A 26,028-nucleotide genomic window follows, 5' to 3' on the forward strand; every position below is an offset into this window, starting at 1 on the left:
GTGGGCGCGCGCAACATGGCAGGAAATTTCCTTCGGACCCATGGAATAAAACCGGGACAACGGACGTCTGCTGCGATGACGGACCACGGTGGCCGTCGAACTCCCGGTCAATCTCTTCTTGGAGCCCCCATGCTAAAACGCCTGTTCCTTGCTTCCGTGGTCAGCGGCCTCTCCCTGCTGGCTGGCGCTGTTCACGCCGCAGCTGCCGACGATGCCCGCGACCATTTCCAGGCCATCGCCGCTGGCGACGTCGACGCGGTGATGCGTGCTTACGCCGAGGGCGCCCAGCTCCAATGGGTCGGTGGACCGCTGGACGGCAGCTATTCCGGCGGCGATGCCATCCGCGGCGTCTGGGCAAAGTTCGCGGGGTCGCAGGGACCCCTCAAGCTCCAGGTCGGCGCGATCGAAGAGTCGATGAACCCCAAGGGCTCGACGGTATCGGCGAACGTGCTGTTCGAGGGCAAGGCCCGCGTCCCGGTGCGCTACGTCCTGACGTTTCGCGAGGGCAGGATCGTCAATGAGGTCTGGCAGGTCGACCCCAAGCTGTCCGTGGCTCAGACCCACTGAGCCGCTCCGCCATGAGCGTGCATGACGAGCAAGTCCTGCTGACCTGGCTGCCACGACTAAGGCGCTATGCGCGCGCGCTGACCAGTCAACGGGAAGACGCGGACGACCTCGTCCAGGAGACGCTGGAGCGTGCCTGGACCAAGGCATCGCATTGGTCCCAAATTACCGACATGCGGGCCTGGCTCTTCAGCATCATGCACAACCTGTACATCGACCGGGTGCGGCGGCCTGGCGTCACCACCGTCGAATGGCAAGAGGGGGAGGACGCGAGCGTTGCCACCCCCTCCACCAGCCGATTGGAACTCTTCGACCTGCAGGATGCGCTGCGCCACCTGAGCGCCGAGCAGCGGGAAGTCGTGCTGCTGATCGGCCTGGAAGGCATGACCTATGCAGAGGTAGCGCAAACGCTAGGCATTCCCACGGGTACCGTCATGTCGCGCCTGGCGCGCGGACGCGAGCGTCTGCGCTCGCTGATGGAGGGGAGCACGCCACCCGTGCGCATGAAAGTCGTGAAGTGAACCGCTGCCATGAACACCGTCCAGTCCCCCATCACTGAAGCCGACCTGCATGCGTTGGTAGACGGTCAACTGACCGAAAGCCGTGCGCGCGAGGTCGAGGCCTACCTTGCCGCTCATCCGGACGACGCGCACCGCGTAGCGGCTTGGCGAGCGCAAAACCGCGAACTGCATGGGTTGTTTGACGGCGTGGCCGACGAGCCGATCCCAGCCGGGTTGTTACGGGAGGCGCGTCCTGTTGCGCGCTGGACCCTGTGGCGCTTGGCGGCCAGTGTGGCTTTGGTACTTGCCGGGGGTATGCTCGGATGGGGGCTGCGCGGCGAAGTCACGGCCTCGCCTGGACAAGGACTTGGCTTCGCAGGGGAAGGGGCTGGCTTCGTCCAGCGGGCCGCGGTTGCCCACGCGGTCTTCGTGCCGGACCAACGCAGGGCCGTGGAAATCGACGGGGTCCATGAGGACCAGCTCGTCACCTGGTTGTCCAAGCGCATGGGCAGCGCCATGAATCCGCCGCGCCTGCAAGCGCTCGGCTATACCCTGGAAGGCGGTCGCTTGCTGCCCGGTGGCGCAGGCCCCGTGGCGCAGTTCATGTACCGCGACTCGGCAGGAACGCGGCTTACCTTGTACGTTTCCAATGAGGTGCGCGCCGCCACGTCGGCTGGCCGGGCCGAAGGCGGGAGCCTGCACAGCGGCACCGCGTTCCGGTTCGCGCGAGAGGGCGACGTCAATGTCTTCTACTGGATCGACGGTCCATTTGGCTATGCGCTTTCCTCGTTTTCAGGCCGGGCGGAACTGGAGCGCGTCTCTGCCGAGGTCTATCGACAGATCGGCCACAGCAAGTAGCGGTCCGAAGCCTGTTTTCTATTTCTTCTTACAGAGTACATCCATGCAAAGTTCCAGAATTTCCGCAAGCCTTTCCAAGGCCCTTCGCGTGGCTGCGGCCATCGCGCTGGTTTCGGCAGCGATGACCTCGGCGGCGAAGGAGCCGGCGACGATCAATGTCTATGGCCCGGGTGGCCCGGCGCCAGCCATGAAGGAAGCAGCCCAGGCGTACGGTGCGGCCAGCGGGGTCAAGGTCAACGTGGTGGCGGGACCTACTCCGCAGTGGGTGGAGAAGGCCAAGGCGGATGCCGATGTCGTGTTCAGCGGCGCTGAGAACATGATGAGCGACTTCGCCAAGGCGCTACCGGGTGCCTTCGAACTGCGTGATGCGGAGCCGCTCTTCTTGCGTCCGGTGGCGATCCTGGTGCGCCCGGGCAATCCGAAGGGCATCCAGGGCTTCCGTGATCTGCTGAAACCGGGCATCAAGGTTCTGGCCGTCGCGGGGGCTGGTCAAACGGGGCTGTGGGAAGACGTCGCGGGGCGCACGGGAGACATCGAGGTGGTGAAGGCGTTCCGGCGCAACCTGGTATTGCCGGAGGCGGCCAACAGCGCATTGGCGCGGCAGCAGTGGACCCAGCAACCTGAGATAGACGCTTGGTTGATCTGGAACATCTGGCAGGTCGCCAATCCCGACTTGGCGCAGGTCGTGCCCGTGGAGGAACCGTATCGGATCTACCGGGACACCGGCGTGGTGCTTACCGCCAAAGGAAAGAATGCTGAAGGGGCCCGCGGCTTCGTCGCCTATCTGAAATCCGACGATGGTCGGCGTGTTTTCGCCAAGTGGGGGTGGGATACGAAACCAGTCACGCGGTAGTTCTATCGTGCAGTGTCTTCCGGCTTCAGCAGACGCTGGCTGGTGGCAGAACACGCCGTTGCTGATGAATGGAGGACTCTCTGTATGAAATGCGCAGGACACGCTCAGGTGCGTGTGCACCGGGAGCGATCCTGCGCGGGGATGATTGGTTGCGCTCGGATAGCGCGATGCGAAACTTCGCTACATCAAGCCGGCTTCGGCGAACGAAAACGGCGTGCCTTGGCCGACGATGATGTGGTCCAGCACCCGCACGTCGATGAGAGACAGTGCGGCTCTCAGCCTCTCGGTCAGATGGCGGTCCGCGCTGGATGGCTCAGTGGAGCCCGAGGGGTGCTGATGAGCAAAAATCACCGCGCCGGCGTTCAATTCCAATGCCCGCTGCACGACGACACGCGGATAGACCGCGCTCGAATCGAGCGTGCCCCTGAACATCGGCTCATAGGCCAGCACGCGGTGCTGGCTGTTCATGAACACGATGGCGAACACTTCGTTCGGCTCGGCGACGAGTTTCAGGCGTAGGTAGTCCTTCACGGCCTGCGGCTGGGAGAGAAACGGACCAGCCTTGAAAATTCGCTGCTCCAGCAGCGCGATGGCTCGTTGGATGATCCAGTCGTTGTGCTGGGATGAGATGGCGGGGAGCGACTCCACGCAGGAGTCATCGACGACGAGAGACATGGCGGACCTCCAGGAAGTGAACGGAGGGCGCCACCCTGGGAGGGCAAGCCCTTCCGGGGATGGAAACAGCGGAACAAGGTGCATCCACCACCGCGCAGCGGTGATTGTTCGCAGCCAGGATGCGAAGCGAACGGGTCGCGGTCAGCGCGGCAAGCCGCGCCGTAGCCTCCAAGACCGAGGGCTACCTGGGCATGTCGCCGACAACGTCGGCAGGCATTTCGGATGTGGGGTTGGCCGGGGTGGGCGCCGGGTCGCTGGCCGGTTCGCCAGCCGCCAGCATGTCCATCGCTGACAGCAATGCGTCACCTTCGACGAGGCCTTGCAGCAGGATCGACTTCCCCGTTACACGATCGTGCAGGCGCAGCGATGGAGTGGCGGTGACGCCGGATTTCGCGGCTTCGGCGGATTGCTGGCGGATGGCCGTGTCGGGCCGATCGCTCGTGAGGCATTGCTCGATGGCGGGCGTCAGCTCGGGATAGCGCAGCCCATCGGGCACACCCTGGCCGTCGCTGCGCGTGTGCGCATACACCCAATCGGCGGCCTTCCAGAACCCGGCATGGCCTGCGGTCTCGCCCGCGCATTCGGCCAGGCGCGCTTCGGCGGATGCGGCCGGCTCGTGGGCGGCGAGCGGCAAGTGATGCCATTGCAGGCTCACGTCTTGCTGGGTGCCGAGCCACTGGCGCAGCTTGGGCGAATACTCCTTGCAGTACGGGCACTCCAGGTCTGCGTAGAGCGTGGCCGTAAAGCGTGCGTCGGCATTGCCCAACCGCCAAGGGGGGCCGTCCGAGCGCGTGGCTTCCGTCGGCGGTACTGGCGGGTGCCCCGCCTCGCGCGGCGGCTGCACAAGCATCCAGGACAGCACTGCGGCGACCAGTGCGGCGCCCAGACCCCAGGACCAGCGCCGCCACCGGCGCGGGCGCCGGAATGCCTCCAGCTGCAGGGGGATGGAAGGATGTTTCGGTTCCATGGTGTGCTCCGGCTATTGCGGCAGATCCAGGGCCGGCGACTCGATGCCGCGCGCCTGGTCGATCTTCTCGGCGACCCGGAAGGCCGCTTCCAGCTCGGTGCAGGCGTACTGCTGCATGAGCTGGTAGCGTTCGGCCTTCTCCTCGGGCTCTGTCTGGGCAAGCGCGAGGTACAAGCTCGGCGGTACGGCCCGGAAAAGCACTTCCATGGACTTGGAGAGGATGACGCCCTCGGTGAATTTCCCCGCTTCCTTGCGCGCCGAAAGCATCAGCGCCTTCTGCGCGGGCGAGAGTTCGCGGAACCGCGCGATCTTCTCGACTTCGTCAGGCGGCATGCTGAGACAGATCCACCACTCGATCATGTTGAGCATGGGCTCGGCGGCACGCGGCAGATCGTCGATATTTTGGGTAGCCAGCCAGTACCAGGCCCCGAGCTTGCGCCACATTTTTGTGATCTTGACCACGTAGGGTGCGAGCAATGGATTTTTGGTGATGATGTGTCCTTCGTCCGTGACGTTGACGATAGGCCGGCCGAGGTACTGATCGCGCTCGGCGATGTTGTTCACCGTGCTCATCAGGCTGATGTAGGCGATGGAGAGCTGCGCGTTGTAGCCTTCGCGCGCATATGTTGCGAGGTCCACAAGGGTGATGTCGGCTTCCGGCCAGGGCGTGCCTGGGCGATCGAACATCTCGCCGTCCGTGCCTTGGCAGAACATGTCCATCGCGTCCGCCATCTCCAGCAGCCGCACGCGCCGCATCTCGGGCAGCGTCGGGTCCTGGCCGCGGGTGCGCAGCGCATTGCGCACGTCGCGCGTGAGCACCGTGCGCTTCTCGCTACCACCCCCACCGTGGCAGTGCTCGGCGGCGTCGAGGATGCATTGCCGGATCAACGAGCGATCGGCCCGCGTCATCCGCGCTTCTTCCTTGTCCTCGCCGCCGGTGATCATGAGACGAGCCGTGATCTCCAGTTCGCCCAGCACGTCGCGCTGCTCGTCCGCCTCCATGGCCGAGGCATCCTGTGCCTGGTCTTCGTCCAGTGCATCGGCATCGAGCGTCTGCACGGCGCTCGGCGTCTCGATCAGCCGGCGTGCATCGGCGAACGGCGCGAGGCTGATGCCCGAGCCAGGGGCCAGCTTGACCCGGTTCACGGTCAGACCCAGGCGCCGGGCGAAGTCTGAGAACAGACCGAAGGAGTTCCCGGCTTCGACAATGAACAGCCGCGGCCGGTAGATGGCCGTGACCTGGTTCAGCAGGTTGTTGAGCGTGGCGGACTTGCCCGAGCCGGTGGGGCCGAACAGGAGCAGATGGGCGTTCATCTGGCGGTCCAACCGGCTCAAGGGGTCAAACGTAATCGGGCCGCCACCGCGGTTGAACATGGTGATGCCGGGGTGCCCCGTACCCCGCGCGCGTCCCCACACCGGCGACACGTTCGCGATGTGCTGCGCGAACATCAACTGGGTGTACCACTGGCGCCGATCCGCGCCGGGGTGGTAGCAACACGGCAGCCACCGCAAGTAGCTGTTGAGCGGCGCCACCTCGTCGTCCTCGCGCACAGGCTGCAAGCCGGCGTTGAGCATCACGTTCGCCAGGTCCAGGCCGCGCCGGTCAAGCTCGGCTTCGTCGCGCCCGCGCAAGTAGAACGCCAAGGTGCCCCGGTAGAGCTTGTGCGCGCTGCCGATCAGGGAGCGGGCCTCATGCACGTCCTTGAGGGTCTGCTCGGACGCCAAGGTCTCGCCGACGGCCTTCTTTGCCAGGTGATTCAGGTGTGATTCGAGGATGTCCTGGGGTGTCGCCACCATGGTCAGACACATGGTCGTGTCCTCCGGCATCTGGTCCATCAGCGTGTTGATCGCGTCGCCCTTGCGGATCTCGCCCGTCAGATGCCCCGTTCCAGGTGGCATGCGCAGCCGATCGGTGATCAGCACGCGGTGCGGCATGCCGTCGAAGGTCCAGGTGCCATGCGCCACGTCCGAGCGCGGCTGTCCGAAGAACAGCCGTTGGCTGAAATCCCGCCCGCTCGCCAGTTCGATTTCGCCATCCTCGGTCTCGTCGGGGTAGCGCGCCAGCGCGTAGAAGCGCTCCCGATCCTCGGCCCCAGGCCCGAGCAACGCAGGACGCGGGTTGAACCACCGCAGGAGCCAATCGTGGACATCGGCGGCGCCCATGCGCCGCGCCTGAATGCCTGCGTTCGCCAGCCCACCGCACAGGCGGTCACAGACGATGCCCAGCATCTGCTCGGGCGTCTGGCCGCGGCGGCGCGTCTGACCCTGTCCTTGTCCGGTCACGCGGCGATAGACCACCATCCGCACGCGCCGTGTCTGACCGCGCCATGGCAATCGCGTCACCACCGTGTCCTCGAACAGCCCGCCTGGCTTGGCCACCGCGCGCAGGTGGTGGCTGAAGAAGCGAAGGTAGAACTCCGTGAACGCAGTGCCGTGGGCGCGCGGCTGCACGTAGTCGCGCAGGTTCTCCATGTACTGGTCGAAGCTGGGTTCGTCCTGGGCGTAGAGCTGGAGCACCCACGGGTTCTCGTCCAGTTCATCGAAGCTGTCCTGCAAGGCGTTTTCGAGCGCATCGCGGGCATGGGCCAGCCAGCTGGGTTCCCGACCCTCGGTGCCCAGCGGCACCAGCTCGTAGAAGGCCGCGACCGACTGCCCATCCTCCAGCAGCATGGACTTCGACTGCGGCAGGAACTCGACCCACGGCAGGAGTTCGACGAACGACGGTGCGACGTCATACAGCGCCTGCTCGTCGGCCACGGTCGCTGGCCGGCGGCCCTGAACCGCCGCGCCGGGTTCGGGGATGCCGGCCCGGCGCAAGGCCTCGACGTGGCGCTGCCAGCCGTCCGGTTGTTCATCACCGCCAGCGCCGAATGCGGCTCGCGTCGGCGTTGCCGGCTTTGGCCAGGGGAGCTTCCAATGCATCAGTAGTCCTCCGTCCTTTCACCCGGCATCGCGTACTGGACGCGCTGGTACAGGGGGAAGACCGTCGTGTAGCCCGGCACAGGCACGGGGTCCGTGCCCGCCAAGTGCGGGTACACGTACATGATGAGATCGGGATTGGGCAGGCGCTGGAACTGGCGATAGACCTCGTTGCGCGCCGTGCGCGTGTAGCGCGTCTGCTCGGCGGGCGCGGCCTGCACGTCGGCCTCGGTCAACGGCCGGCGCAGGCTTTGGCGGGAGTCCAGCAATTGGCGGCCTGCCGCCTGGCCCGCGCCGCCGCCGGAGCCGTCACCGGCGTTCTGCTGCCAGATGTCCATCATCGTGCTGTCGCCATGGGGCAGCAGCTTCTCCTTGCTCGTGGAGCAGCCCGCGAGCACAGACGCGCCGATGATGGCCGCGGCCAGTGCGAGGCCCCGGGCCGGGTTAGTCGAGTTCGAGGACATGGCTTTCTCCTGCACGGTGGTCGACGCGCCGGCCTTCGGGGTCGAAGTCAATCGCGAGGGGTTTGTCAAGGTGGACGGCGACCTTGGCTCCGGGCTGTACATAGACGGCGGCGAACGCCTGGCCGTAGAGCTTGTTGACCCATTCGGCCATGTCGCGCACGCCACCGGCCAGGATGCGGCCCACGGCCTCGTTGCCCGAGATACCGACGCTGCCGATCGAGCCATCGGCGCCCACATAGGACATCTGGCCGCTGTCGCTCTTGATGAGCGATGCCACACCGGCGCCCGCCGCCGTGATCAGGGCCTGCGAGCCGAGGTACTGCTGCGCATTGCTGCGCCGCTCCCCGCTCACGCACGGGATGCCATAGGGATCGCTGATCCAGCCGAGGCCATCGCGCTGGTTGCTTTGGTTCTGGTTGCCGTTGCGGTCTTCGGGGATCGTGCGGATCGTGCCGTCGTGGAACACAAAGGTGATCGACCGCACCTGGCCGCGCACGCAGGAAAGCGTCCAGTCGCCGGAGGCTGAGCCGGAGAAGACCGCACCGGCCACGTCGGGGATGTCGATGCCATTGGCCGTCAGGTTGTCCGGCCCGACCAAGATCTTGAAGGGGTATGGGTCGTTGACGGTCCCGTCGATCGGCACACGGCCGATCAGCGCAGTCATCGCGACCGAGCCCATCAGCGTCGAGTTCGTCGGTACGGTATAGACTGGCTTCACCTTGGCCGCGCCCGCGGCCTTGGCGCCAGCGCCGGCGGCGGTATCGGCCCCCTCGCCGATGGTGGTGGCAAACGACGTCTTGCCTTGGCCGAAGCTCGTCGGGAACGTCGTCGGCGCACTCGCCTTGGCGCCGGAGCCGCCGCGCCCGTCGGTCTTGGGGGCATCGTCCGGCTCCACCCAGCGCACGCCGCCTTCCATGCCCGCGTCGTCGCCTTTGCGCAGGCCCAGACCCACGGGCAGGTCGGCGTGGCCGTCGCCCCGTCCGCCGATGCTGTCCAGGCGCCGCTGCAGATCCGCGAGCAACCCTTCCGTCTGCTGGCGCGCGCTGGCGGCCTGCTGCTGGTCGCGGCGCAGGTTGGAGCGTTCGGATTCGAGGGCCGAGTTGATACGCTGATCGATGGAGTTTTCGCGCTGGCGCAAGCGCTGGTTCTCTTCGCGCTGCGACTTGTTGTCGGACAGTGCGGTCTGCAATTCGGTGCGCAACTGCTTCACCTGCCCGACCAGCGTCGCCACGGTATCGCGCGGGGTATCGCCTTCGATCCCCAGCGCCTTCATTTCTGCCGGTGTGAGCTTGCTCGTGTCCACGGTAGACGGGCCGGGCGCGCTGCCGCCGGAGAACAGCCGAACGCCGACGAACACGACCAGCAGCGCCACCGGGATCATCAGCCACTTGAGCAGGCCGTTACTGCGCATGATGGGCCTCCTTGCCGGTGTCGGACGCCCGGCCTTCGGCTTCTGGTTGTGGCAGGTGGGCCGCGGGATCGAAGCGGTTGATGGCCGGCAGCAGCGATTGCGCGAGGCCGTGGCCGCGCGTCACGAGGTAAAGCACAGTCGTGTCTTCGGGCGTGCCGCGCGGGCCGATCGACTCGTGCTGGAAAGTGGCCGTCAGGAAATCACCCTGCAGCAGGCGCGGATCGAGCGTGACCCAGCCGTTTCCGGTGTTAGTCAGGCGCACGGCGGTCACCCATTGATCCTCCAGCCGCCATGATGCGAGCGCCACGGCGCGCACCGGCGCGGTGGGCATCAGTGTCGTGAGAGCCAGGCCTTTGCGCAGGTTGACGCGCATCACGCCTGGGAGTGCCTCGACGGTGCGCAACGGCGCATACAGGTTTTGTGCGGCGTAGCGCGTCAGCACCACCGGAACCGGCGTCTCGCGGCGGGCCGCCCGACTGCCTTCCCGGGCGTTGAGGTGCTTTGGCGAATCGACGCCGCCCACTGCCTGCTCTGGGTAGCGCGCCGGGGCGGGGTTCCCTTCCACGATGCGCACCGGCTCCAGCTCTGCCTCGCCATCCTTGGGCGCTTCCGCCGCGATGTCGAGCAGGATCAGCGCGCCCGTGTCTGCGTCCTGCAGTTGCAGCCGCGTCGGCTCGATCGGCTCGCTGGCCCGCAGGTACACCGCGCCGCCGGCGGTCTGCACGCGCAGGCGCTCACCGACGGCCGCGGGGACACCCACGCGCACGTTGCGGTCCACGAACACGATGCGCTCCTGGCCGACCCGCAGAGGGACCGCCAGCGGCATGCGCTCCCAGCGCAGGATTTCGACGGCATGGGCCATCGGCGCCGCGGCTACGGCGAGCAGGGCCAGCAGGGAGAAGACGGGATGCTTCATGGGGTTCCTCCTTGGGTCGGCAAACCCAGGCCGCCCTGGGTGGGAACGGGCCGGGTCGGCTCGGGCGCCGTGATGCGCTGGGGCGCGCCCTCGTAGCAGTCCAAGGCCAGCCCGAACGGATTGCGCTTGGGATCGATGTCCACCTTGGTGACCTTGATCGGGTAGCGCACCAGGGCGCGTTTGACTTGTTCCGGCCCGTAGTACTCGTCGGCCGTGATGTCCAGCGTCACGACCCAATCGCGGTCCGAGACCACTCGCACGCGGGTCGTCGGGTCGTCGGCGAAGCCGCGGCCGGGGATTTCGTAGATGCCGCGCACGCGCTGGCGCAGCTCGCCCGTGGCGCGGCGGTAGTCGTAGTCGGCCTTGAGGAATGCCTGGCAGGATGGCGTGAGGTACGGCGAGAGCGCGTGGAGGTTGCGCGGGTAGTCGTCCTCGCCGTTGGTCGGCCAGCGGTTCAAGGTCTGAAAGACATAGAAGGTGAACGCATAGACCGACTCGGGTGGCACCTCCCACCACTTGCGAGTGCTGCCGGAGCGCAGGTCGGGCGGGACGTGGATCGTCAGGTCGCGCGGCGCGCTCCACCAGCCGCCGCCCATGACCAGGGCGACGACAACAAGCGCGCCAGCGCCCATGCGCAGCGTCTTGATGTGCGCCTGCAGATGGGCGATTTCGTTCTTGAAGCGGCTCATCGCGTGCTCCTGCGGGTAGTCCAGAAGCCCGTGCGCGAGATGAGCGTGTGGCCGCCGACCCAGCCTGCCGCCAGCGGATGGCGCGTGGCGATGCGCCACTGCAACTGCCGGTACAACCAGGTGTCGGGCCGCCCGCGCTTGAGCCGGCGCAAGATGCCGCCGCCGATGAACACGCCCAGGGCCACGCCGAGGACGATGAACGTTGGCCCGATGGCGATCGTGCGGAACACCCAGGACAGCGGCGCGCCGACCAGCAGGCCGGCGGCGCCGGACAGGCCGCAGCAGATCCACAGCTCGTCGGCGGTGAGCCCGCGCACGACCACGGGATGACGGTTGAGCCGGTGCGGAAGGAACGTCACGGTCCCGTCCGCACGGACGTGCTGCTGCTCGGACATACCCGCCTCGCCTTACAGGATGCCGGTGGCTTCGGTGAGCAGCCAGATGCCGATGACGAGCAGGACGGCACCGATGGCCACGGTCAGGCCGAACTGGCCCCAGGTCTTGCGGCCGGTGTGGATTTCCGCGTAGGTGCCATAGGCGTGGTAGCACACGCCGACAAACATCGACGCCACCACCAGGAGGGCCACGAGCATGATGATGTCGTAGCCGTAGTTCCTGATCGTCTCCATGATGCCGTTGCCGGTGCCCCGACTGGGGTTCTCGATCTGCGGCAAGCCTTGAGCGAACGACAGCGCGGGCAGCGCTGCGGTGCCGAGGGCCGCAACAGCGCGGCGAGCAAAGCGGGAATGGAGGATGCGGTTTTGCATGGTCAGGCCTTTCATGACAGGAGGAAAAAAGTCAGCACGAGGTACATCGCGAGAAAGCGCACGACGACGCCCAGGAACTGGCGTTGGTTGAGCCGGGCCTCGGCCCAGCCGACGTAGGCGGTTCGGATGGCCCAGACACCCCAGACGAGCAGGACCGCGAACACAGCGCCGACCAGTACGACCGCCATGGCGTTGGGCGTGATGCCGCTATTCGCCTGAAAAGCAGAGACCTGAGCGCCGTTCATCGCTGCGCCTCGTGCGTCGGCGGCTGTGTCGAGGCCGGTGGCGGCGCTGTAGCGCGTTCCGTGCGGTAGTCGCCGGCCAGTTCGGAGGGGTCGCGTGGTTGCGCGCGGGATGGCGTGAGGTAGTCCTGCAAGCCGATGCGAATGCGGCTGAGGTCGTCAGTCAGGCGCGGGAAGTCGAAGTGGTAGCGCTCGCCCGGTGTGATGGCGGCATGCGCGGCGCTGTTCGCGACGGTGCGCTCCAGGGCGTCGAGCTGGCGCAGCGCGGCAACCAGCTCTTGGCGCTGTGCGGGGGACTCGGCCAACGCCATCGGGGACTGCCCCAGCAGCAGGGCCGTCACGAGAAAAATGGGCACGCCGCGATGCGCGGCGCGCTGCCAGATGGGAGCCAACATCGCGCCATTCCTGTGTGATCAGCAATGGCTCGATCGTGGGGAGCGAGGGGCTTTTAGGCCGCAAACAATAGGAACTCGCGCATGCCCGGATTCATGGGCTTGCGCGCAGTTTCAGGGGCTGGAGAGCGGGAAAGAACGCCGCGTCAGCGTGCCGGGAAACTGGCGTCGGCTTCGGGGGCTCAAGCGCCTTCGGGTACTCTCTCGGTATGCCGCTTCCCAAATTCCCTCGCCACATGCACTACAAGCTCGATGGTCGTCGTGCCGTGCGAGAGCGTTGCCGAGTGGGGGTCTTGGTTTGCAGTAGCTGATCGGCGCGTCGCGGAAACCTGGATCGATGACGTCCGTATCTCTATGGTCTTTCTTGGGCTGGACCATAACCATGGACTTAGAGGGTGTAGACGAAATCAACTGGCCTGAACATTGCAAGTCATCTTCCGTGTGGACAGGAGATGACGATGACGCAAGACAGGCATGGCGACGGCGGGTTGAAAACGATCAACCGAGGCGGTAGACCCGCGGCCTTGACGCCACAACACATTGTCTTGCTGAGCGAGATCGTTTCCCGGATGCCGCATGCGACGCTTGATGAACTGGCTGCCGAGCTCGATCACCTCGGCGCGGTGCAGGTCTGCACCGCGACCATCCGCAGGACGCTACGTGCACAAGGTATCGTGCGTACGCTGCCAAAGCGGCATGCCCTGGGGGCGCCGGTGCAGCCAGAAACACATGCCGCCGTAGCCAAGCGCTATGGCTATACCGCTGCGCATCGGCGTGAGGCCGGCCAGTACAGCACCGACCTGACCGATGCGGAATGGCGCTTGGTATCCGACTTGTTCGAGCGCCCCGAGGGCAGCCGTGGTGCCCCGGCGCGCTACGAGCGTCGGCGCCTGGTCGACGCCTGCTGCTATGTGCTGCGCACAGGTTGCGCCTGGCGGCTGCTGCCGTCGAGCTTCGCGCCATGGCAGGCGGTCTACAAGGCCTTCGTGCGCTGGGTCGAGGTCGATGCCTTCGAGCAGATGCAGGACCGGCTACGCCAGCAGTGGCGGGACCGCATGGGCCGCAGTGCAGAACCGAGCGCCGCCGTCATCGATGCACAGTCCAATCGGGCATCACCGCAGGGCGGCGAGTGCGGTTATGACGCTGGCAAGAAAGTCAAAGGCAGGAAGCGCCACATCGTGGTGGACTGAAGTTGCCCCTGAAAACCGGAGTGCGTAGCCCGATCTTCAAGCGGCAGATTTGCGCTGCGCCGCCAACCAGCGTTGTTCGAACTGCATCGGACTGAGGTAGCCCAGCGCCGAATGTAGCCGCGAGTGGTTGTAGAAGGCGATCCAGTCCATGACCGCCTGCCTTGCGTGCTGGCGCGTGGCAAACCGCTGGCCGTGCACGCAGGCCGTCTTCAACCGTCCCCACAGGCTTTCAGTGGGGGCGTTGTCCCAGCAATTGCCCTTGCGTGACATCGAACTGCGCACACCCCAGGCCGTCAAAGTGTCCTGGAAGTCCTGGCTGCAATACTGGCTGCCCCTGTCGCTGTGAAAGATCAGGCCCGCGGCCGGTCTGCGCCGAAAGCAGGCCATCAGCAAGGCGTCCTTGACCAACGAAGTCTGCATGTGTGCCTGCAGGCTCCAGCCCACCACCTGGCGGCTGTGCAGGTCCAGCACGGCGGCCAGGTACAGCCAGCCCTCGTCGGTGGAGATGTACGTGATATCCCCGCTCCACACCACGTTGGGCGCTGCCGGGGTGAACCGGCGCTGCACTAGATCGGTCGCCACCGGCAGGCGGTGCGCGCTATCGGTGGTCACCACGAATTTGCGTTTGCCCTTGGCCCGAATGCCATGGCGTTGCATCAGCCGGCGCACCCGCTCCTTGCCCACACGCAGGCCGCGGGCCAGCAACTCACGGTGCATGCGCGGCCAGCCATACTCGCCGCGCAACTGCTCATGGATGGCTCGGATGTGAACCAGCAAGGCGTCGTCGCTATGCCGCCTGCGCCCACCGTGCTGGGTGTCGCGCGTCGAGGCATCCCAGCGGAAAAACCCGCTGGCGCTGACCTGCAGCACCTGGCACATCAATGTGATCGGCCAGCGCCCCTTCATCGAGAAAATCCAGGCGTACCTTGCAGCACGTCCTGCGCAAAGTACGCCGCCTTGGATTCAACCGGTCGCTGCAACGGCTCGCTGGAGTCTACTTGCAGGCGTTTCGTAGTTCAGCGTCTTTCGAGGCCTCGTGTTCAAACGCATGGCGATCGGGTCCAGATCTGCCTGGCTGTAGATCGATAGATCCGCACCCTTGGGCAGGTACTGACGCACCAGCCCGTTGGTGTTCTCATTCGTTCCGCGCTGCCATGGGCTTCGCGGATCGCAGAAGAACACATCGACGTCTGTTGCCATGGAGAACGTTCGATGCTGAGCCAACTCCATGCCCCGATCCCAGGTGAGGGACTTCATCAGCCCTTCTGGCAGTCGCTTGACCTCACGCGTGAGGGCCTGCACCACACTGGCCGTATCCTTGCCATCGACCTGTACCAGCAGGGCGAAACGCGAGTGACGCTCCACCAGCGTGGCAATGTGGCTGTTCTTTGCGCCGCTGACCAAGTCACCTTCCCAGTGGCCAGGAAGCGCGCGATCCTCAATCTGAGCCGGTCGTTCACGGATGGACACCGCATCCGTGATTTGACCGCGAGGCGAATCTTTGGCCAATCCGGCGCGAGCACGGCGCATAGAGCGGCGTGTGCGCAGATGCGCCATCAGTTCCTTCTTCAACACGCCACGTGCCTGCACGAACAGGCTGCGATAGATCGTTTCGTGCGAAACCTGCATGGACTCACTTCCTGGGTGTTCCCGCCGCAGCCATCCAGCGATTTGCTGCGGCGACCACTGTAGCGCGAGCTTGCAGGCGACCAATTGAGCCAACTCGGGATTCAGCGCCAGGGCGCACTGCTTGGGCCGACGCGCCATCTCCCAGGCACGCTCGTCGGCCGGCACTGCTCGGTAGCGCGACATACCGCCGTTTCGTGCGATTTCCCTACTTACTGTCGAAGGCGAGCGACCGATCTCGGCTGCGATCTGCCTGCATGAGCAGCCAGCTGCCAGCCCTCGCGATATGTGCTCGCGCTCGGGCATCGTCAAGGCACCCGGTGCTCGCTTACGCTCTGGGCGATAGATGCCGCCGCCCAGCGCCAGCACTCCGTGAATCGAGCCGGGATGCTTGCACAGCGCCCGACCGATGTCGCTGATCGAATCACCGGCCTTCCACCGCTCCCACAACTCCCGCCTTTGGGCATCCGTCAGCCCAGGGCGCCCCAATCTCGCCATGAATTTCCACCTCGCTGCGTCCTTGTATCAAAGGTGTTGCAGCCACCGGTTGAATCCAAGACGGCTTTTTTTGCGATGTCGCGCTCCATCGTCAGCCGCGCCACCTGCGCTCTCAAGCGGGCAATCTCCGCCTGCTCGGGCGTGACCGCCGGCGTAGTGGCCTTGCCTTCGCCCGCCACTGCCAACTGACCCTTCGCATCGGCCCGAACCCAGTTCGTCAGGCTCGCCTTGGGCATACCCAGCGTCGCGGCCACGGCAGACGCGGCGCGTCCGGCCTTGACCTGCCGCACAGCCTCCTGCTTGAACTCCTGCGTGTACTTCGCTCTCGTTTGCTTCTCGTTCAATTCTTGCTCCCGTCCCGGCATTCTCCGGGGCTGGGGCTATGCACTCCAGGGAACGGGGGCAACCTCAGACACACTCGGGCTACTGCTGGCTGTCACGGTGACTGCCGCCAGCGTGCAGGACCGCGATGGCGCTGCCGAGGTCGTTGCTCAGGCGTGCCGCAAGGCGCCCACGATCGAGAGGCTTTACACCGACGGGGCCCACGGCGGGCAATGCGCCCGAGCCATCGAGCAGACCCATGGCATCCGGGTCGAGGTCGTGCGCCGGCCCGGCAACCGCTCGACCGGCACCCTGCACGATCCGCAACGCTCGCTCTGGCAGGAGCCCGCTCGAGGCTTCGTTATCTTGCCCAAGCGCTGGGTCGTCGAGCGAACACACGCCTGGAACGAGCGCTGGCGTCGCATGGTCATGCACCACGACCGCAAGACATCAACCTCTGCTGCCTGGGTCTGGCTCGCTGAGGCGCGTATCCTGCTCAGCAGGATCGCTCTCGACAGTTGATTTCGTCTACACCCTCTTAGAGCGACTAACAAAACCTTGTCATCGCCCAGTCCACATCATGCGTTTGATGTCGCATGGGGCAAAACAAGAACAGGGAAATCAGCGCGGCGCTCTACAAGAAGCTAGCACCGTTACTGCCGATTGTGAAACCGTCCGCCAAGGGCGGACGGCCTCGCCTGAGCGACGAGCAGGCGCTCAACGGCATCCTGTTCGTGCTGCGAACGGGTATTCCTTGGGAGGAGTTACCGCAAGAACTTGGTTTTGGCAGCGGCATGACCTGCTGGCGGCGGCTGCGCGACTGGCAGGCAGCAGGTGTATGGCACGAGTTGCACCTGAAGTTGCTCGGTGACTTGCGCATGGCCGACAAGTTGGACTTCGAGCGATTCAGCATGGACGGGGCCAGCGTGCCCAGCCCCCGGGGGGGCCGCACACAGGCCCCAACCCGACGGACCGGGGTAAGCTCGGCAGCAAGCGCCACATCGTCACGGACGCGCAGGGCATCCCTGTGATGTTCTGCGTCACCGGGGCCAACAGGCATGACTCGGTGGTCTTCGAGGAGTTGGTAGATGCCCTGCCGCAGGTGGGTGGCCGGCGGGGCAGGCCACGTCGCCGGCCCAGGAAATTGCATGCGGACAAGGGCTACGACTATCCCAGATGCCGCGCTCATCTCAGGCTCAGGGGAATCCAGGACCGCATTGCACGCAGGGGTACTGAGCGCAACAACCGTCTCGGGCGCCATCGCTGGGTAGTTGAGCGCACGCATGCCTGGCTGGCCGCCTTTGGAAAGCTGCGCACTCGATTCGAGCGCCGCATCGACATCCATGTCGCACTGCTTTCATTGGCATGCTGTGTCATCTGCTTGCGATCCTTGCCAGCGTTTTGTTAGCCGCTCTTAATGGCGACCCCTTCCTGTTTGAGACGGTGGTGTTCGTGGATGGAGTGACCCACGAGATGCGCCGGTACTTCATCTGAGAGGAGGCCGAAGCCGGCCACGCCGAGATGGGCGAGTTGATCCGTGCTCAAATGCAGGCGGCGCAAGTTCGCGCCGCGCAGGCCTGGGAACAGGTGTATGAGCGGCTGAAGGCCTGAGCATCTGCGCTGCGCGGCTTGCCCTACCTTCAGAGGTACTTCTTGAAGCTCCCCGCAGTCAGGGAGACCGCGAGCCCCAGCAAGGCAGCGCTCGGCAACAAGATCACCAGCGGATGCACAGAGATTGGCAAGGCCAGGTACGTGACCCACGGCAGCACGGCCAGCGGCATCAGGCTGGCCTTCGCGCGGTGATAGATGAAGCCGGATTCCCGGCCCGCGCCGAACCGGCGCACGTCGCGCCGCACCAGGCCGTCGATCAAGCCAACGAACGCTGAGGTGAAGATCAGCGGCAACGTGAGCACCAGCACCAGCAGGCGCACCAGGAACGTGAGCGTGGTGAAGGCAGCGGCGATCAGGTAGCTTTCAGTCCAGACATAGACTTGGCTGATGTAGTAGCGGAAGTTGCGGCCCCCTTCCTGGTCCTGCCGGTGGCTGGGCGCGCGGGCGCGCTCGGCGGTCTGGCTCATGCGCTCCAGCAGCCCGGAACGCACGAACACCCATTCGTAGCCGGTGTCCACCAGCTCGTGCGCCGTGCGCCCCGGCTCCTGCACGACCACGCTGCGCGTGAAGTGGCTGGACAGGTGCCCCAGTTCGTACTGCAACATCTGCTGCGAGTGCCGCCAGCCCTGGTCCTTCCAGAACAGGTGCATGCCGACGCACTCCACCACGATCGAGAACAGCAGCGAGCCGATCAGCACCCCGAGCAGCCGGAACGGCAAGGTGATAGTGCCGACGATCAGGCCCTGGCGCTGGTTCTGCTCCCGTTGCGCAGTCGAGGCGGCGTCCTTCATGGCGAGGCCTCGTTGCCGGAGCCATCGCCGGTGGTGGTGGCCACCGCGGGAGGTTCGGCCGCAGCGGCGTCATCCAGCAGGTCGTCGGGCAGGCCCGTGTCCTGCAAGGCCGGGGAACTGGTGAACTCCCACCACTGCGTCGCTTCGCTGTAGCTCTGGCGCATGTACCCGGCCAGTTGCTGCAAGTCCGCCGGCATCACCTCGTCCGGGTCCGGCGCCGGCAGCGGCATGCGCACTTTCCAAAGCTGGCCGCCCTGCAGCAGCGCGAAACACTGGCCCTTGGGCAGGCCGACGACATGCGACGGCTCGATCATCGGCACGCTGGACATGCTGATGCGGTCCTGGGTGTTTGACGTGAAGTCGGTCGCGCCGCGGATGTCCGAGCTGTCCGTTGCACCGGAGACGATGGTGGTGGTATAGACCTCGACCTTCGGCAGTTGCCGGGTCAGCAGTTCAGCGGTCGCGGTCTCGCGCACACGCAGCATGAACAGGTTGTTGAAGTTGCCGATGACCTGGCCGGCCTTGGCGCGGTTGCCGATGCGGGCTTCGATGTCGGAGAGGGTCTGCGTGTAGGCGGTGACTTGCAGGCCGGCACCGCCGCCCTTGTTGATCAGTGGGATGAATTCGTCGCCCATCAACTCGTTGAACTCGTCGGCGTGGACATTGATCGGCACGCGCGCACCGGCCGATGCGCCGGGCAGGCCATCGTCGATCCCGTGCTTGTAGATGTGCCCGGCAACCGACACGAGATCGCTGAACATCGAGTTGCCGACCGCTGCGGCGACCTCGGCGTCGGAGAGCGCATCCAGGCCCACATAGACGATGGCCCTCTTACGGATGATCTGCATCCAGTCGAAGATCGGGCGCGGGTCGGCCAGGTCGGAGTAGTTCGGGGCCAGGAGCTGCGCGATCTTGCCGCTGGTGAGCTTCTCCAGCAGCGGCAGCAGCGATGCGACGATCTTGTCGAAATACGTCTTGTCGTAGCGGACGGCCGAGCGCAGGCCATCCAGCACCGGGTCGTAGTTGCGCGCCTGCGAGAGGTACTGCTCCAGCGCCACCACGCGCTTCTCGCGCCCGATCATGTTGCGCGGGATGTTCTTGTCGTTCAGCTTCGCTTCGAGCTGGACGATGATTTCCCAGGCCTTCGGCTCATGCTTGGCGAAGTAGTGCTGGGCATACTCCAGAAACAGCGCGTCGATGTTGATGACGTGCCGCTGGATCAGCATGTAGTCCGGGCGCTGCCCCAGCTCCACCAACGCGCGCGCGATGATGTTGACGAAGCGCCAGGCGAACTCGCGGAACGCCGCGCTGTTGCCTTCGCCGGAAAGCTGCCCCGCGACGCGGGTGGCGACTTCCGATATGCGCCCGAATCGCCCCACGGCGTTGTAGCGCGCGGAGATGTCCGGCCAACCCAGGTGGAACACATAGAACTCGCCTTCGCGGCCCGCGCGCTTGGCCTCGACGTACATCCGCTTGAGCAGGTCCGCGTCCCCCTTGGGGTCGATGACGATCACGACCTCGTGCTCGCCCGCGGCGTTCACGCGCCGGATGTCCTGGGTCACGAACAGTTCGGCCAGCCGCGTCTTGCCCACGCGCGTGGTGCCCAGCACCAGGGAGTGGCCGACGCGCTCGCCGAGCGGCAAGCTGACGTCCACCTCCTCGGGTTCAATGCCATGCAGGCGCGGCAGACCGCCCACAGGCGGCAGCGGCCGCACCGGGTTGAAAGGCACGTCCCAGCCGGTGAGCGCAGGCAGCCGGGACAGCGGGAACGGTGCGAACTCCAGCCGTTCTTCCAGCCTTCGTGCCAGCAGGTATGCGGGTGTCGGCTCGACGTAGCAGCGGAATTCAGGCCGGTACGTCTGCATCAGCCTATGGGTGTGCTTCTGCTCCCACAGGAACCCGCGCCCCACGAACAGCCGCTGCTGGCTGACCGGCACGTCCTTGCTGGTCATCACGTACCGAGGCAAGCGGCGGATGTTGCGCCGGTAGCGCAGGATGACGCGGGCATCGCGGTAGCGGATCGCGCCGTAGGCGCCGAAAGCCAGCGCGCTGCCGGCGCCCATGGACGGGCTTAGCGCGAGCGACCATGGGGCCACCAGGGACAGAAACGCGGCGCCCGCGCATGCGGCAACGGTGTATAGCTCCACCGCTGGGCGTAGCAGTACCTCGACCGGCTGTTTCCCCGACATGGCTTCATTGCTCGATGCCGGTGGCCGTGATCAGCGCCGGGTAGTGCCGCAGGCCCAGACGCTCGGCCAGGTCGTCGCCGGACACAGGCGCGAGCGGCACACCGGGCACCAGGGCGCGCAGCCTCGCCAGGCCCTGCACGGTCTCGACGTTGACTACCAGGCCGACCGCGCCGCGCTCGCGCAGCGCGGCCGCATGGCGGCGCAGCCAGGTCTGGGACGCCGCGTCGTCGCCGACGACCACGAAAGGCCGCAGGCCCGGGGCCTCGATCACCCGACGCGCGACGGTGCCGGGCGTGAGCGCGCGGCTGCGCACCGGCAGCATCGCGGCCTCGTCCGCCGGCGTGGCGGGAACCTGGGGTGTCGGGGTCGGCGGCCGGGCCGGCGCGTTGGCACGCGGCTGGAGGTTCAGGGCTTCGTAGTACGGCAGCGCCGACGCGCCGCCGCGGTCTTCGACCACGATCAGCGGCTCGCCGGCAAGCGAGGCCAGCGGCAGACCCGCCAGCAGCACGAGCAGGCCCCGCAAGGCCAGATGGGATGTCGTCATGGGGATGTCTCCTGGCGCACGGCGAGGACCGCGGCGGTTGGGCGCGTGCCCTGCACGCGGGCAAGGTGACGGGACACGCTGCGGCGATAGCGGGCAGCGGGCTCACCGCCAGCAGGACGGTGGTAGCGGCCGATCGCCAGCAGCCAGTCCTCGCCGGGGGTGTGCTGTTCCTTCAGGATCTCAGCGGCGATGGCGAGGTTGCGGTACGGGTCGAGCAAGTCGCACGCGCTGGCGTAACGCTGCTGGTGGTAGCCGAGGTTGATCTGGCCCAGGCCCGCGTCGATGCGCGTGTGCGGAGTGGAGCGCATTGCCTGCTGCAAGCCAGTGCAGGCGTCGGCGCGGGTTGCGTAGCGGCGCGACTGGCCGGCAACGTTGAGCGACCACGGCCACGGGACGATGCGCCCGTTGCGGCGGATGCCGCTCTCCTGCAACGCCACCGCGTAGAGCACCGTCGAGGGGATGCCTGCGTGCTGCGCGGCGAGCTGGTAGGCCGGTGGCGGAACCTCCTGGGCCTGTGCGACGCAGGCGCACAGGCCAGCGGCGAGCCCCAGTGCGCGCAGGGGTGCAGCTATGGCTGGCGCTGCCATTGGCCGTTCACCTCGCGCACGACCGCGGGCAAGTCGCCGGGCAGGCCCAGCGACAGCCAGCGGCCGCCGTCGTGGTTGAGCGTGATGGTGCCGCGGCGCACACGCGCTGGATCGACGTTCGCGCGCTTGGCCCAATCGCGGATGCGACCATCGTCCTGACGGCTGCCCACTACGTACACGTCGAACTCGGTGCCCGCCGATTGCAGGCGCTGCACGAGCTGCCCGCAGGCCACGCAGCCGTCCTTGACGAACACCGCCGTGCGGCCGGAGCCGCGCGTGGCTGCGGCGACCGGCTTGTCGTCAGGCAAGCTCACCCGCTGCATGTCGGGGTTCAGGCGCTGCCAGGCCTCGTCGTAGGCCCGCTGATAGGCGAGCAGCTTCTCCACGCGGCGCGCTTCGATCTGCACTTGCAGTTCTGCGTAGCGGCGCCGTTCCTCGTCGGTGCGAGCTTCGATGCCCAGGGCCGACAACGGATCCAGGTTGGGCGAGTAGATGCCTAGCGGCCCGTCCATCAGCTCGCGGTAGCGCGCCCACTCCTGCGGTTGCAGGCCCCAGTCGCTCGCCACCCGGTCGTCCAGAATGCGGGCGACCAGCGGGCGCTCCTGGCTTTGCGCGTTGCGGGCGGGAGCCGTCGCGGGCTGCTGCGCCCAAGCGGGCCACTGGGTGGACGCCAGCAGGAGCGCGGAAAGGAGGATCGATGGCTTCATGCGATCTGCTCCGGTCAGGGAATCGCCACGCGGCGGGTCTGGTCTCCGGCCTGGAACACCGCGGTGTTGCCCTCGACGGCCTGCAAGCGCCACGGGCCGACCGCATCGCCGGGAAGCAGCACCTGAAGCTGGTCGGGCGTGAAGTCGCCATTGCTCGGCGCGACGGACACGCTGCGCTCGCCGGCACGCAGTTCGGCACCGACGATGCGGAACGGGAGCGGCGGCGGTTCGGGCTTGGCGGCGGCCTTGTTCGCTGCGCGTGGCTGGGCGGGTGCCGCTGCGCGTGCAACAGCCTGCCGCGCCTTGACTTGCTCGACTTCGGCGCGCAGTGCCTGAAGGTCGTCGGCAGCGGCATAGGCGCTCAGCGATTGCTCGACCTGGGCCGCGCGTGCTTCCAGGATTTGGCGGGTGTCTTTGAGGTCTGCCGCCGTGGCGACGGCCGGACGCTGCTGGATGGCCTCGACGGTCTCGGCCAGGCCTGTTGCCTGCGCTTCGAGGCGTTGCAGGCGGGAATCGAGGCGTTCCTGGTCGGCCTGGTCGTTCATCGCCTGGTAGCCGAGGGCAACGAGGACACTGAGGCCGATCAGCCAGAGCCACATCAGGCTCTGCACCACCACGGCGGCCGTTGAACGATGGGCGAGCTGCGGGCCGTTCATGGCTGGCCTCCCGATGCCGCGGGCGCCAGCGGGAACGTCTGCACCGCCTCGGTGGCGGGCGGCGCGGGTACGTTGTCGGCGGTCATGCTGTCGCCGGGCCGCTCGAAGCAGATTTGCCGCGCGCGGTCATCCGCGTGCAGTTCCCAGGCTGGACCAGCCAGGGTGAGCAGCGCATCGCGCAGGGTCATGGGGCCGATGCGCAGGTGCGCCGCCGGCAGCGGCAATGCGTACAGCTCGATCACCGCGTGCGCGGTCTCGCAGAGCTGGTAGCCGCTGCGCTTAAGGACATGCCGCAGCCCGTCGCCGACCGTGGCGCGGGCGTCCTCCGGCATGGCGACATCGATGGTCTGTAGAAGCAGGTCGCCTTGCGCCGCCGTGGGTGCGAGTTCCACGAGCGTGTAGCGGCCATAGCGCACGACGGGGATGTACCCGGGCGCCGCGGGTTCAAGCGCCGCTGGCGCTTCCTCTGCGGTATCGAGCGCGAGCGGCGTCGAGGTCGTTGTGCAGCCGCTGGCCAGGGCTGTGGTCAGCAGGCCGGCACCCAGCAGGCGACGGTATGGGTGGATTGCGGGCATGGCATCGGCTCGTCTGTTGCGATGCCAATACCTTGGCGGTGCGCCGCGGTACGGTCAGCCAAAAATGCGAACTGGCGGTTGCCCGCATTTCCTCAATGCGTGCACTATCTGAACAGAACGACGAGCCACGAATTCATCCGCTTGATGATTTTCGCGAGCTCGCTGCCTGCCATCCGGGGCGCGGTCGCGGACTTCCGCTCCACATTCCTGACCTGCGTGCGCTCCAGCGCCAGGCACTGGCTCTTCTCGTCCACGCACAGCACCAGCGTGCTCTCAAATGGATTCAGATACAGCGCCACCACGTCGCGCAGCTTCTTGACGAACAGCAGACTGGTAATAGCTTGAAGCTCTCCGCTCGGTGCGGCTTGAGTTGGAAAAACGCGAAGCGTCGTGGGGCATCCACAAATCAAGCCAGCTTCAACGCGTGCAGCACCAGCATGGCGAAGCCACCCAGCACCACCAGCGAGAGCGTGACCACGATCGACACGCGCGGGCCTGCGGCGGTCACGCTGCGCAGGTCGACGCCCAGGCCCAGGCCCGCCATGGCCACGATGGTGAGCAGGCCGCTGAGGCTGCTGGCCGGCGCCACCAGCGCCTGGGGCAACAGGCCGATGGAGCGAATGAGCGCCAGCGCCAGGAACACGAGGATGAACACCGGCAGGTACTGCGTGAGCGATCGGCGCGGCGCGGCCTGCCTAGGTTCGCTGCGGCGGCTGCGGGCGTACAGGATGGACAGCGTGGCGACCACTGGGCCCAGCATCAGCACCCGGATCAGCTTGACCAGCGTGCCCACTTGGACGGCGGCCGCGCCCATCGGCGCCGCCGCGGCTAGTACCTGCGGCACCGCATAGACCGTCAGGCCGGCCAGCACGCCGCTGGCGGCCGCGTTCAGGTGCAGGACGTGGGCAATGACGGGAATCAGCAGCACCACCACGATGCCCAGCACGGCCGTGAAGGCGATGGCGGTGGTGACGTCGCGGCTGTCGGCATCGATCGCCGGGGCGACCGCCGCGATGGCGGAGTTGCCGCAGATCGAGTTGCCGCAGGCGACCAGCGCCGCCATCTTGGCTGGTAAACCAAAGAACCGGCCGAGCGAGAAGCTGACGGCGATGGTGGCGAACACCGTGAGCACGATGCCCGCCAGCAAAGGCGTGCCCGCCTGGAGGATGGCGCCAAAGCTCACCGTGGCCCCCATCAGCATGACGGCGGCCTCCATCAGCGTCTTGGCGGCGCACTGGATGCCGGGCTCGAAAGACGCCGGCGGCTTCCACGCCGTGCGCAGCAAGGTGCCGATGACGATGGACAGCACCAGCGCTTCCAGCCAGGCCCGGCCCGTCAGCGCCGCCTCGACATGCTCCAGTCCCAGCGACACCAGGGTGACGGCGCCGCACAGCGCCAGGCCGGGAAGAAGATGGACCAGAGGTCTTCGTGTGCTCATGGCGCCATCTTCAAATGCCGCCATCAAAAAATCCAATGAATTGAATAAGTTTATTCAACAAGATATTCTTATTGAATGACCTTCGATCAGCTGCGCATCTTCGTGGCGGTGGCCGAGACGCTGAACATGCGGCAGGCCGGCGAGCTTCTCCACCTCACCCAGCCCGCCGTGAGCGCGGCCATCACGGCGCTGGAGACGCGGCACGACACCCGCCTGTTCGACCGGGTGGGCCGCGGGCTGGAGCTGAGCGCGGCAGGCCGTAGCTTTCTGCCGGAGGCCCGGGCCGTGCTGGCGCGTGCCGGGGACGCACAGCGCGTGCTGGCCGACCTGTCCGGGCTGGTGCGTGGCGAGGTGCGCATCGTAGCCAGCCAGACCGTGGCCACGTACTGGCTGCCGTCGCGCATGGCGCGTTTCGTCGAGGCCTATCCGGGCATCGGCGTGCCGCTGGTCGCCGGCAACAGCGCAACAGCTTCCACCGCGGTGCTCGCGGGCGATGCCGACCTGGGCTTTGTCGAAGGCAATGTGGACGGCGACCTGCTGCGCGTGCGGCTCATCGGCGGGGACCGGCTCGGCCTGTATGCCGCGCCCGGCCATCCGCTGGCGGGAAATCCGGTAGAGGCAGCCGACCTGCAGCGGGCGGCCTGGGTGCTGCGCGAACCCGGATCGGGCACCCGCGAGCATCTGCAGGCGGACCTGGCGCGCCACGGGCTGGATCTGGACGCGCTCACCGTGCGGCTCGTGCTGCCGTCGAATGGTGCCGTGCTGGAAGCGGTAGGCGCTGGCGGGCTGATCGCCGTAGTGTCCGATCTGGCCGCAGCGTCGCGGTTGGCCGCCGGACAGGTAGTGCGGCTGGACTATGAGTTGCCGCCCCGAGATTTCCGCGTTATCACTCACCGAGCGCGGCGGGAAAGCCGGGCAGTGGCCGCCTTCATGCAGTTGATCGGCACGCCTTGAAGGCCCACTCAAGTCTGAGGGAGCTCGCATGGTGTAGTAGGCCGCGCGACCGCGTCTGCAGGCTACGCTGCGCCTGTGGGCCGAACGTTAGCTGTCGCTACGTCGACCGCCACGCCCGCCCTGC

27 protein-coding genes and 4 pseudogenes are annotated in these 26,028 nt (G+C 66.6%); 8 read left to right on the top strand and 23 right to left on the bottom strand.

The features are described 5' to 3' along the window. Positions 1-129 precede the first annotated feature (129 nt). From AVS7_RS21190 to AVS7_RS21205, 4 genes are read left to right on the top strand one after another with little or no spacing between them, the layout of a single operon-like run. The gene (locus tag AVS7_RS21190) at positions 130-567 is read left to right on the top strand and encodes a nuclear transport factor 2 family protein (protein ID WP_020230050.1); all 438 of its coding nucleotides are present in this window, start codon (positions 130-132) and stop codon (positions 565-567) included. A gap of 11 nt (positions 568-578) precedes the next feature. After that, positions 579-1,085 carry an RNA polymerase sigma factor gene (locus tag AVS7_RS21195; protein ID WP_020230051.1) on the top strand — a complete coding sequence of 169 codons (507 nt, stop codon included), beginning with the start codon at positions 579-581 and terminating at the stop codon, positions 1,083-1,085. A gap of 9 nt (positions 1,086-1,094) precedes the next feature. Beyond that, on the top strand, positions 1,095-1,922 hold the full coding sequence (locus AVS7_RS21200; protein ID WP_020230052.1) for an anti-sigma factor: 828 nt from the start codon (positions 1,095-1,097) through the stop codon (positions 1,920-1,922). A 43-nt stretch (positions 1,923-1,965) separates the two neighbouring features. Next, on the top strand, positions 1,966-2,775 hold the full coding sequence (locus tag AVS7_RS21205) for a substrate-binding domain-containing protein (protein ID WP_024002030.1): 810 nt from the start codon (positions 1,966-1,968) through the stop codon (positions 2,773-2,775). A gap of 180 nt (positions 2,776-2,955) precedes the next feature. Here AVS7_RS21205 and radC read toward each other — a convergent pair whose 3' ends face one another. The 11 genes from radC to AVS7_RS21260 all read right to left on the bottom strand — a co-directional run bounded on the left by radC (position 2,956) and on the right by AVS7_RS21260 (position 12,220). Then, positions 2,956-3,450: a DNA repair protein RadC gene (radC, locus tag AVS7_RS21210; protein ID WP_020230054.1), complete on the bottom strand. Its 495-nt coding sequence runs from the start codon at positions 3,448-3,450 to the stop codon at positions 2,956-2,958. 181 nt (positions 3,451-3,631) lie between these two features. Beyond that, positions 3,632-4,417 carry a thioredoxin domain-containing protein gene (locus AVS7_RS21215; RefSeq protein ID WP_024002031.1) on the bottom strand — a complete coding sequence of 262 codons (786 nt, stop codon included), beginning with the start codon at positions 4,415-4,417 and terminating at the stop codon, positions 3,632-3,634. Between the two features lie 12 nt (positions 4,418-4,429). Further along, positions 4,430-7,339 carry a conjugative transfer ATPase gene (locus tag AVS7_RS21220; RefSeq protein WP_024002032.1) on the bottom strand — a complete coding sequence of 970 codons (2,910 nt, stop codon included), beginning with the start codon at positions 7,337-7,339 and terminating at the stop codon, positions 4,430-4,432. Then, positions 7,339-7,800 carry a TIGR03751 family conjugal transfer lipoprotein gene (locus AVS7_RS21225; protein ID WP_020230057.1) on the bottom strand — a complete coding sequence of 154 codons (462 nt, stop codon included), beginning with the start codon at positions 7,798-7,800 and terminating at the stop codon, positions 7,339-7,341. Before AVS7_RS21225 ends, AVS7_RS21220 begins: the two co-directional genes overlap by 1 nt. Next, complete coding sequence (locus tag AVS7_RS21230) at positions 7,781-9,211, bottom strand: TIGR03752 family integrating conjugative element protein (protein ID WP_020230058.1); 1,431 nt, start codon at positions 9,209-9,211, stop codon at positions 7,781-7,783. The genes AVS7_RS21225 and AVS7_RS21230 overlap by 20 nt, the downstream gene beginning before the upstream one ends. Next, positions 9,201-10,127: a TIGR03749 family integrating conjugative element protein gene (locus AVS7_RS21235; RefSeq protein ID WP_020230059.1), complete on the bottom strand. Its 927-nt coding sequence runs from the start codon at positions 10,125-10,127 to the stop codon at positions 9,201-9,203. Before AVS7_RS21235 ends, AVS7_RS21230 begins: the two co-directional genes overlap by 11 nt. After that, positions 10,124-10,816, bottom strand: coding sequence for a PFL_4703 family integrating conjugative element protein (locus AVS7_RS21240; protein ID WP_020230060.1), 693 nt, complete (start codon positions 10,814-10,816; stop codon positions 10,124-10,126). Before AVS7_RS21240 ends, AVS7_RS21235 begins: the two co-directional genes overlap by 4 nt. After that, the gene (locus AVS7_RS21245) at positions 10,813-11,211 is read right to left on the bottom strand and encodes a TIGR03750 family conjugal transfer protein (RefSeq protein ID WP_020230061.1); all 399 of its coding nucleotides are present in this window, start codon (positions 11,209-11,211) and stop codon (positions 10,813-10,815) included. Before AVS7_RS21245 ends, AVS7_RS21240 begins: the two co-directional genes overlap by 4 nt. A gap of 12 nt (positions 11,212-11,223) precedes the next feature. Continuing rightward, positions 11,224-11,583: a TIGR03745 family integrating conjugative element membrane protein gene (locus tag AVS7_RS21250; RefSeq protein WP_020230062.1), complete on the bottom strand. Its 360-nt coding sequence runs from the start codon at positions 11,581-11,583 to the stop codon at positions 11,224-11,226. An 11-nt stretch (positions 11,584-11,594) separates the two neighbouring features. Continuing rightward, a complete protein-coding gene (locus AVS7_RS21255) occupies positions 11,595-11,828 on the bottom strand; it encodes a TIGR03758 family integrating conjugative element protein (RefSeq protein ID WP_020230063.1) in 234 nt (77 codons plus the stop codon). Further along, positions 11,825-12,220 carry an RAQPRD family integrative conjugative element protein gene (locus AVS7_RS21260; protein ID WP_020230064.1) on the bottom strand — a complete coding sequence of 132 codons (396 nt, stop codon included), beginning with the start codon at positions 12,218-12,220 and terminating at the stop codon, positions 11,825-11,827. The genes AVS7_RS21255 and AVS7_RS21260 overlap by 4 nt, the downstream gene beginning before the upstream one ends. 449 nt (positions 12,221-12,669) lie before the next feature. On the opposite strand from AVS7_RS21260, the gene AVS7_RS24090 reads away from it, so the two are divergent. Further along, the gene (locus AVS7_RS24090) at positions 12,670-13,407 is read left to right on the top strand and encodes a transposase (protein WP_020230065.1); all 738 of its coding nucleotides are present in this window, start codon (positions 12,670-12,672) and stop codon (positions 13,405-13,407) included. A gap of 36 nt (positions 13,408-13,443) precedes the next feature. Here the strand turns inward: AVS7_RS24090 and AVS7_RS21270 are convergent. From AVS7_RS21270 to AVS7_RS21280, 3 genes and pseudogenes are all read right to left on the bottom strand, one after another. Then, positions 13,444-14,361 (bottom strand): annotated as a pseudogene (locus AVS7_RS21270) (IS3 family transposase); the annotation flags it as partial. Positions 14,362-14,370: 9 nt separating this feature from the next. After that, on the bottom strand, positions 14,371-15,531 hold the full coding sequence (locus AVS7_RS21275) for an IS30 family transposase (protein ID WP_034691335.1): 1,161 nt from the start codon (positions 15,529-15,531) through the stop codon (positions 14,371-14,373). A gap of 62 nt (positions 15,532-15,593) precedes the next feature. Continuing rightward, positions 15,594-15,875 (bottom strand): annotated as a pseudogene (locus AVS7_RS21280) (transposase); the annotation flags it as partial. Positions 15,876-15,942: 67 nt separating this feature from the next. Here AVS7_RS21280 and AVS7_RS21285 point away from each other — a divergent pair. Then, positions 15,943-16,374, top strand: a pseudogene (locus AVS7_RS21285) (transposase); the annotation flags it as partial. Between the two features lie 74 nt (positions 16,375-16,448). Beyond that, a protein-coding gene (locus tag AVS7_RS24095; RefSeq protein ID WP_200405946.1) for an IS5 family transposase occupies positions 16,449-17,260 on the top strand; the annotation gives its coding sequence in 2 pieces (ribosomal slippage) (positions 16,449-16,779 and positions 16,779-17,260; 813 coding nt in all). 232 nt (positions 17,261-17,492) lie between these two features. Here AVS7_RS24095 and AVS7_RS21300 read toward each other — a convergent pair. From AVS7_RS21300 to AVS7_RS21340, 9 genes and pseudogenes are all read right to left on the bottom strand, one after another. Continuing rightward, the gene (locus AVS7_RS21300) at positions 17,493-18,254 is read right to left on the bottom strand and encodes a TIGR03747 family integrating conjugative element membrane protein (protein ID WP_020230073.1); all 762 of its coding nucleotides are present in this window, start codon (positions 18,252-18,254) and stop codon (positions 17,493-17,495) included. Beyond that, positions 18,251-20,443: a type IV conjugative transfer system coupling protein TraD gene (traD, locus tag AVS7_RS21305; protein ID WP_024002037.1), complete on the bottom strand. Its 2,193-nt coding sequence runs from the start codon at positions 20,441-20,443 to the stop codon at positions 18,251-18,253. Before traD ends, AVS7_RS21300 begins: the two co-directional genes overlap by 4 nt. Positions 20,444-20,447: 4 nt before the next feature. Continuing rightward, positions 20,448-20,987 (bottom strand): integrating conjugative element protein, encoded by a 540-nt coding sequence (locus AVS7_RS21310; RefSeq protein ID WP_020230075.1) that lies wholly within the window; start codon positions 20,985-20,987, stop codon positions 20,448-20,450. Continuing rightward, positions 20,984-21,574, bottom strand: a complete 591-nt coding sequence (locus tag AVS7_RS21315; protein ID WP_020230076.1) for a transglycosylase SLT domain-containing protein — start codon at positions 21,572-21,574, stop codon at positions 20,984-20,986. Before AVS7_RS21315 ends, AVS7_RS21310 begins: the two co-directional genes overlap by 4 nt. Further along, positions 21,556-22,281 (bottom strand): TIGR03759 family integrating conjugative element protein, encoded by a 726-nt coding sequence (locus AVS7_RS21320; protein ID WP_020230077.1) that lies wholly within the window; start codon positions 22,279-22,281, stop codon positions 21,556-21,558. The genes AVS7_RS21315 and AVS7_RS21320 overlap by 19 nt, the downstream gene beginning before the upstream one ends. 14 nt (positions 22,282-22,295) lie before the next feature. Further along, positions 22,296-22,937, bottom strand: a complete 642-nt coding sequence (locus AVS7_RS21325; RefSeq protein WP_024002038.1) for a hypothetical protein — start codon at positions 22,935-22,937, stop codon at positions 22,296-22,298. Next, positions 22,934-23,512, bottom strand: coding sequence for a PilL N-terminal domain-containing protein (locus tag AVS7_RS21330; RefSeq protein WP_024002039.1), 579 nt, complete (start codon positions 23,510-23,512; stop codon positions 22,934-22,936). The genes AVS7_RS21325 and AVS7_RS21330 overlap by 4 nt, the downstream gene beginning before the upstream one ends. A gap of 212 nt (positions 23,513-23,724) precedes the next feature. Further along, positions 23,725-23,882 (bottom strand): annotated as a pseudogene (locus AVS7_RS24630) (IS630 family transposase); the annotation flags it as partial. Between the two features lie 36 nt (positions 23,883-23,918). Next, entirely contained in the window at positions 23,919-24,950 is a 1,032-nt protein-coding gene (locus AVS7_RS21340) for a YeiH family protein (protein ID WP_024002040.1), read from the bottom strand. A gap of 75 nt (positions 24,951-25,025) precedes the next feature. On the opposite strand from AVS7_RS21340, the gene AVS7_RS21345 reads away from it, so the two are divergent. Beyond that, positions 25,026-25,904, top strand: a complete 879-nt coding sequence (locus tag AVS7_RS21345) for a LysR family transcriptional regulator (protein WP_020230082.1) — start codon at positions 25,026-25,028, stop codon at positions 25,902-25,904. Positions 25,905-26,028 lie beyond the last annotated feature (124 nt).

The sequence above is a fragment of the Acidovorax sp. MR-S7 genome (genome assembly GCF_000400995.2).
Lineage (GTDB): Bacteria > Pseudomonadota > Gammaproteobacteria > Burkholderiales > Burkholderiaceae_C > MR-S7.

Excerpts from the sequence above, each read along its gene's own strand:
- AVS7_RS21190 (WP_020230050.1), top strand. The coding sequence starts at position 130 with ATGCTAAAACGCCTGTTCCTTGCTTCCGTGGTCAGCGGCCTCTCCCTG.
- AVS7_RS21195 (WP_020230051.1), top strand. The coding sequence starts at position 579 with ATGAGCGTGCATGACGAGCAAGTCCTGCTGACCTGGCTGCCACGACTA.
- AVS7_RS21200 (WP_020230052.1), top strand. The coding sequence starts at position 1,095 with ATGAACACCGTCCAGTCCCCCATCACTGAAGCCGACCTGCATGCGTTG.
- AVS7_RS21205 (WP_024002030.1), top strand. The coding sequence starts at position 1,966 with ATGCAAAGTTCCAGAATTTCCGCAAGCCTTTCCAAGGCCCTTCGCGTG.
- radC (WP_020230054.1), bottom strand. The coding sequence starts at position 3,450 with ATGTCTCTCGTCGTCGATGACTCCTGCGTGGAGTCGCTCCCCGCCATC.
- AVS7_RS21215 (WP_024002031.1), bottom strand. The coding sequence starts at position 4,417 with ATGGAACCGAAACATCCTTCCATCCCCCTGCAGCTGGAGGCATTCCGG.
- AVS7_RS21220 (WP_024002032.1), bottom strand. The coding sequence starts at position 7,339 with ATGCATTGGAAGCTCCCCTGGCCAAAGCCGGCAACGCCGACGCGAGCC.
- AVS7_RS21225 (WP_020230057.1), bottom strand. The coding sequence starts at position 7,800 with ATGTCCTCGAACTCGACTAACCCGGCCCGGGGCCTCGCACTGGCCGCG.
- AVS7_RS21230 (WP_020230058.1), bottom strand. The coding sequence starts at position 9,211 with ATGCGCAGTAACGGCCTGCTCAAGTGGCTGATGATCCCGGTGGCGCTG.
- AVS7_RS21235 (WP_020230059.1), bottom strand. The coding sequence starts at position 10,127 with ATGAAGCATCCCGTCTTCTCCCTGCTGGCCCTGCTCGCCGTAGCCGCG.
- AVS7_RS21240 (WP_020230060.1), bottom strand. The coding sequence starts at position 10,816 with ATGAGCCGCTTCAAGAACGAAATCGCCCATCTGCAGGCGCACATCAAG.
- AVS7_RS21245 (WP_020230061.1), bottom strand. The coding sequence starts at position 11,211 with ATGTCCGAGCAGCAGCACGTCCGTGCGGACGGGACCGTGACGTTCCTT.
- AVS7_RS21250 (WP_020230062.1), bottom strand. The coding sequence starts at position 11,583 with ATGCAAAACCGCATCCTCCATTCCCGCTTTGCTCGCCGCGCTGTTGCG.
- AVS7_RS21255 (WP_020230063.1), bottom strand. The coding sequence starts at position 11,828 with ATGAACGGCGCTCAGGTCTCTGCTTTTCAGGCGAATAGCGGCATCACG.
- AVS7_RS21260 (WP_020230064.1), bottom strand. The coding sequence starts at position 12,220 with ATGTTGGCTCCCATCTGGCAGCGCGCCGCGCATCGCGGCGTGCCCATT.
- AVS7_RS24090 (WP_020230065.1), top strand. The coding sequence starts at position 12,670 with ATGACGATGACGCAAGACAGGCATGGCGACGGCGGGTTGAAAACGATC.
- AVS7_RS21275 (WP_034691335.1), bottom strand. The coding sequence starts at position 15,531 with ATGGCGAGATTGGGGCGCCCTGGGCTGACGGATGCCCAAAGGCGGGAG.
- AVS7_RS21300 (WP_020230073.1), bottom strand. The coding sequence starts at position 18,254 with ATGAAGGACGCCGCCTCGACTGCGCAACGGGAGCAGAACCAGCGCCAG.
- traD (WP_024002037.1), bottom strand. The coding sequence starts at position 20,443 with ATGTCGGGGAAACAGCCGGTCGAGGTACTGCTACGCCCAGCGGTGGAG.
- AVS7_RS21310 (WP_020230075.1), bottom strand. The coding sequence starts at position 20,987 with ATGACGACATCCCATCTGGCCTTGCGGGGCCTGCTCGTGCTGCTGGCG.
- AVS7_RS21315 (WP_020230076.1), bottom strand. The coding sequence starts at position 21,574 with ATGGCAGCGCCAGCCATAGCTGCACCCCTGCGCGCACTGGGGCTCGCC.
- AVS7_RS21320 (WP_020230077.1), bottom strand. The coding sequence starts at position 22,281 with ATGAAGCCATCGATCCTCCTTTCCGCGCTCCTGCTGGCGTCCACCCAG.
- AVS7_RS21325 (WP_024002038.1), bottom strand. The coding sequence starts at position 22,937 with ATGAACGGCCCGCAGCTCGCCCATCGTTCAACGGCCGCCGTGGTGGTG.
- AVS7_RS21330 (WP_024002039.1), bottom strand. The coding sequence starts at position 23,512 with ATGCCCGCAATCCACCCATACCGTCGCCTGCTGGGTGCCGGCCTGCTG.
- AVS7_RS21340 (WP_024002040.1), bottom strand. The coding sequence starts at position 24,950 with ATGAGCACACGAAGACCTCTGGTCCATCTTCTTCCCGGCCTGGCGCTG.
- AVS7_RS21345 (WP_020230082.1), top strand. The coding sequence starts at position 25,026 with ATGACCTTCGATCAGCTGCGCATCTTCGTGGCGGTGGCCGAGACGCTG.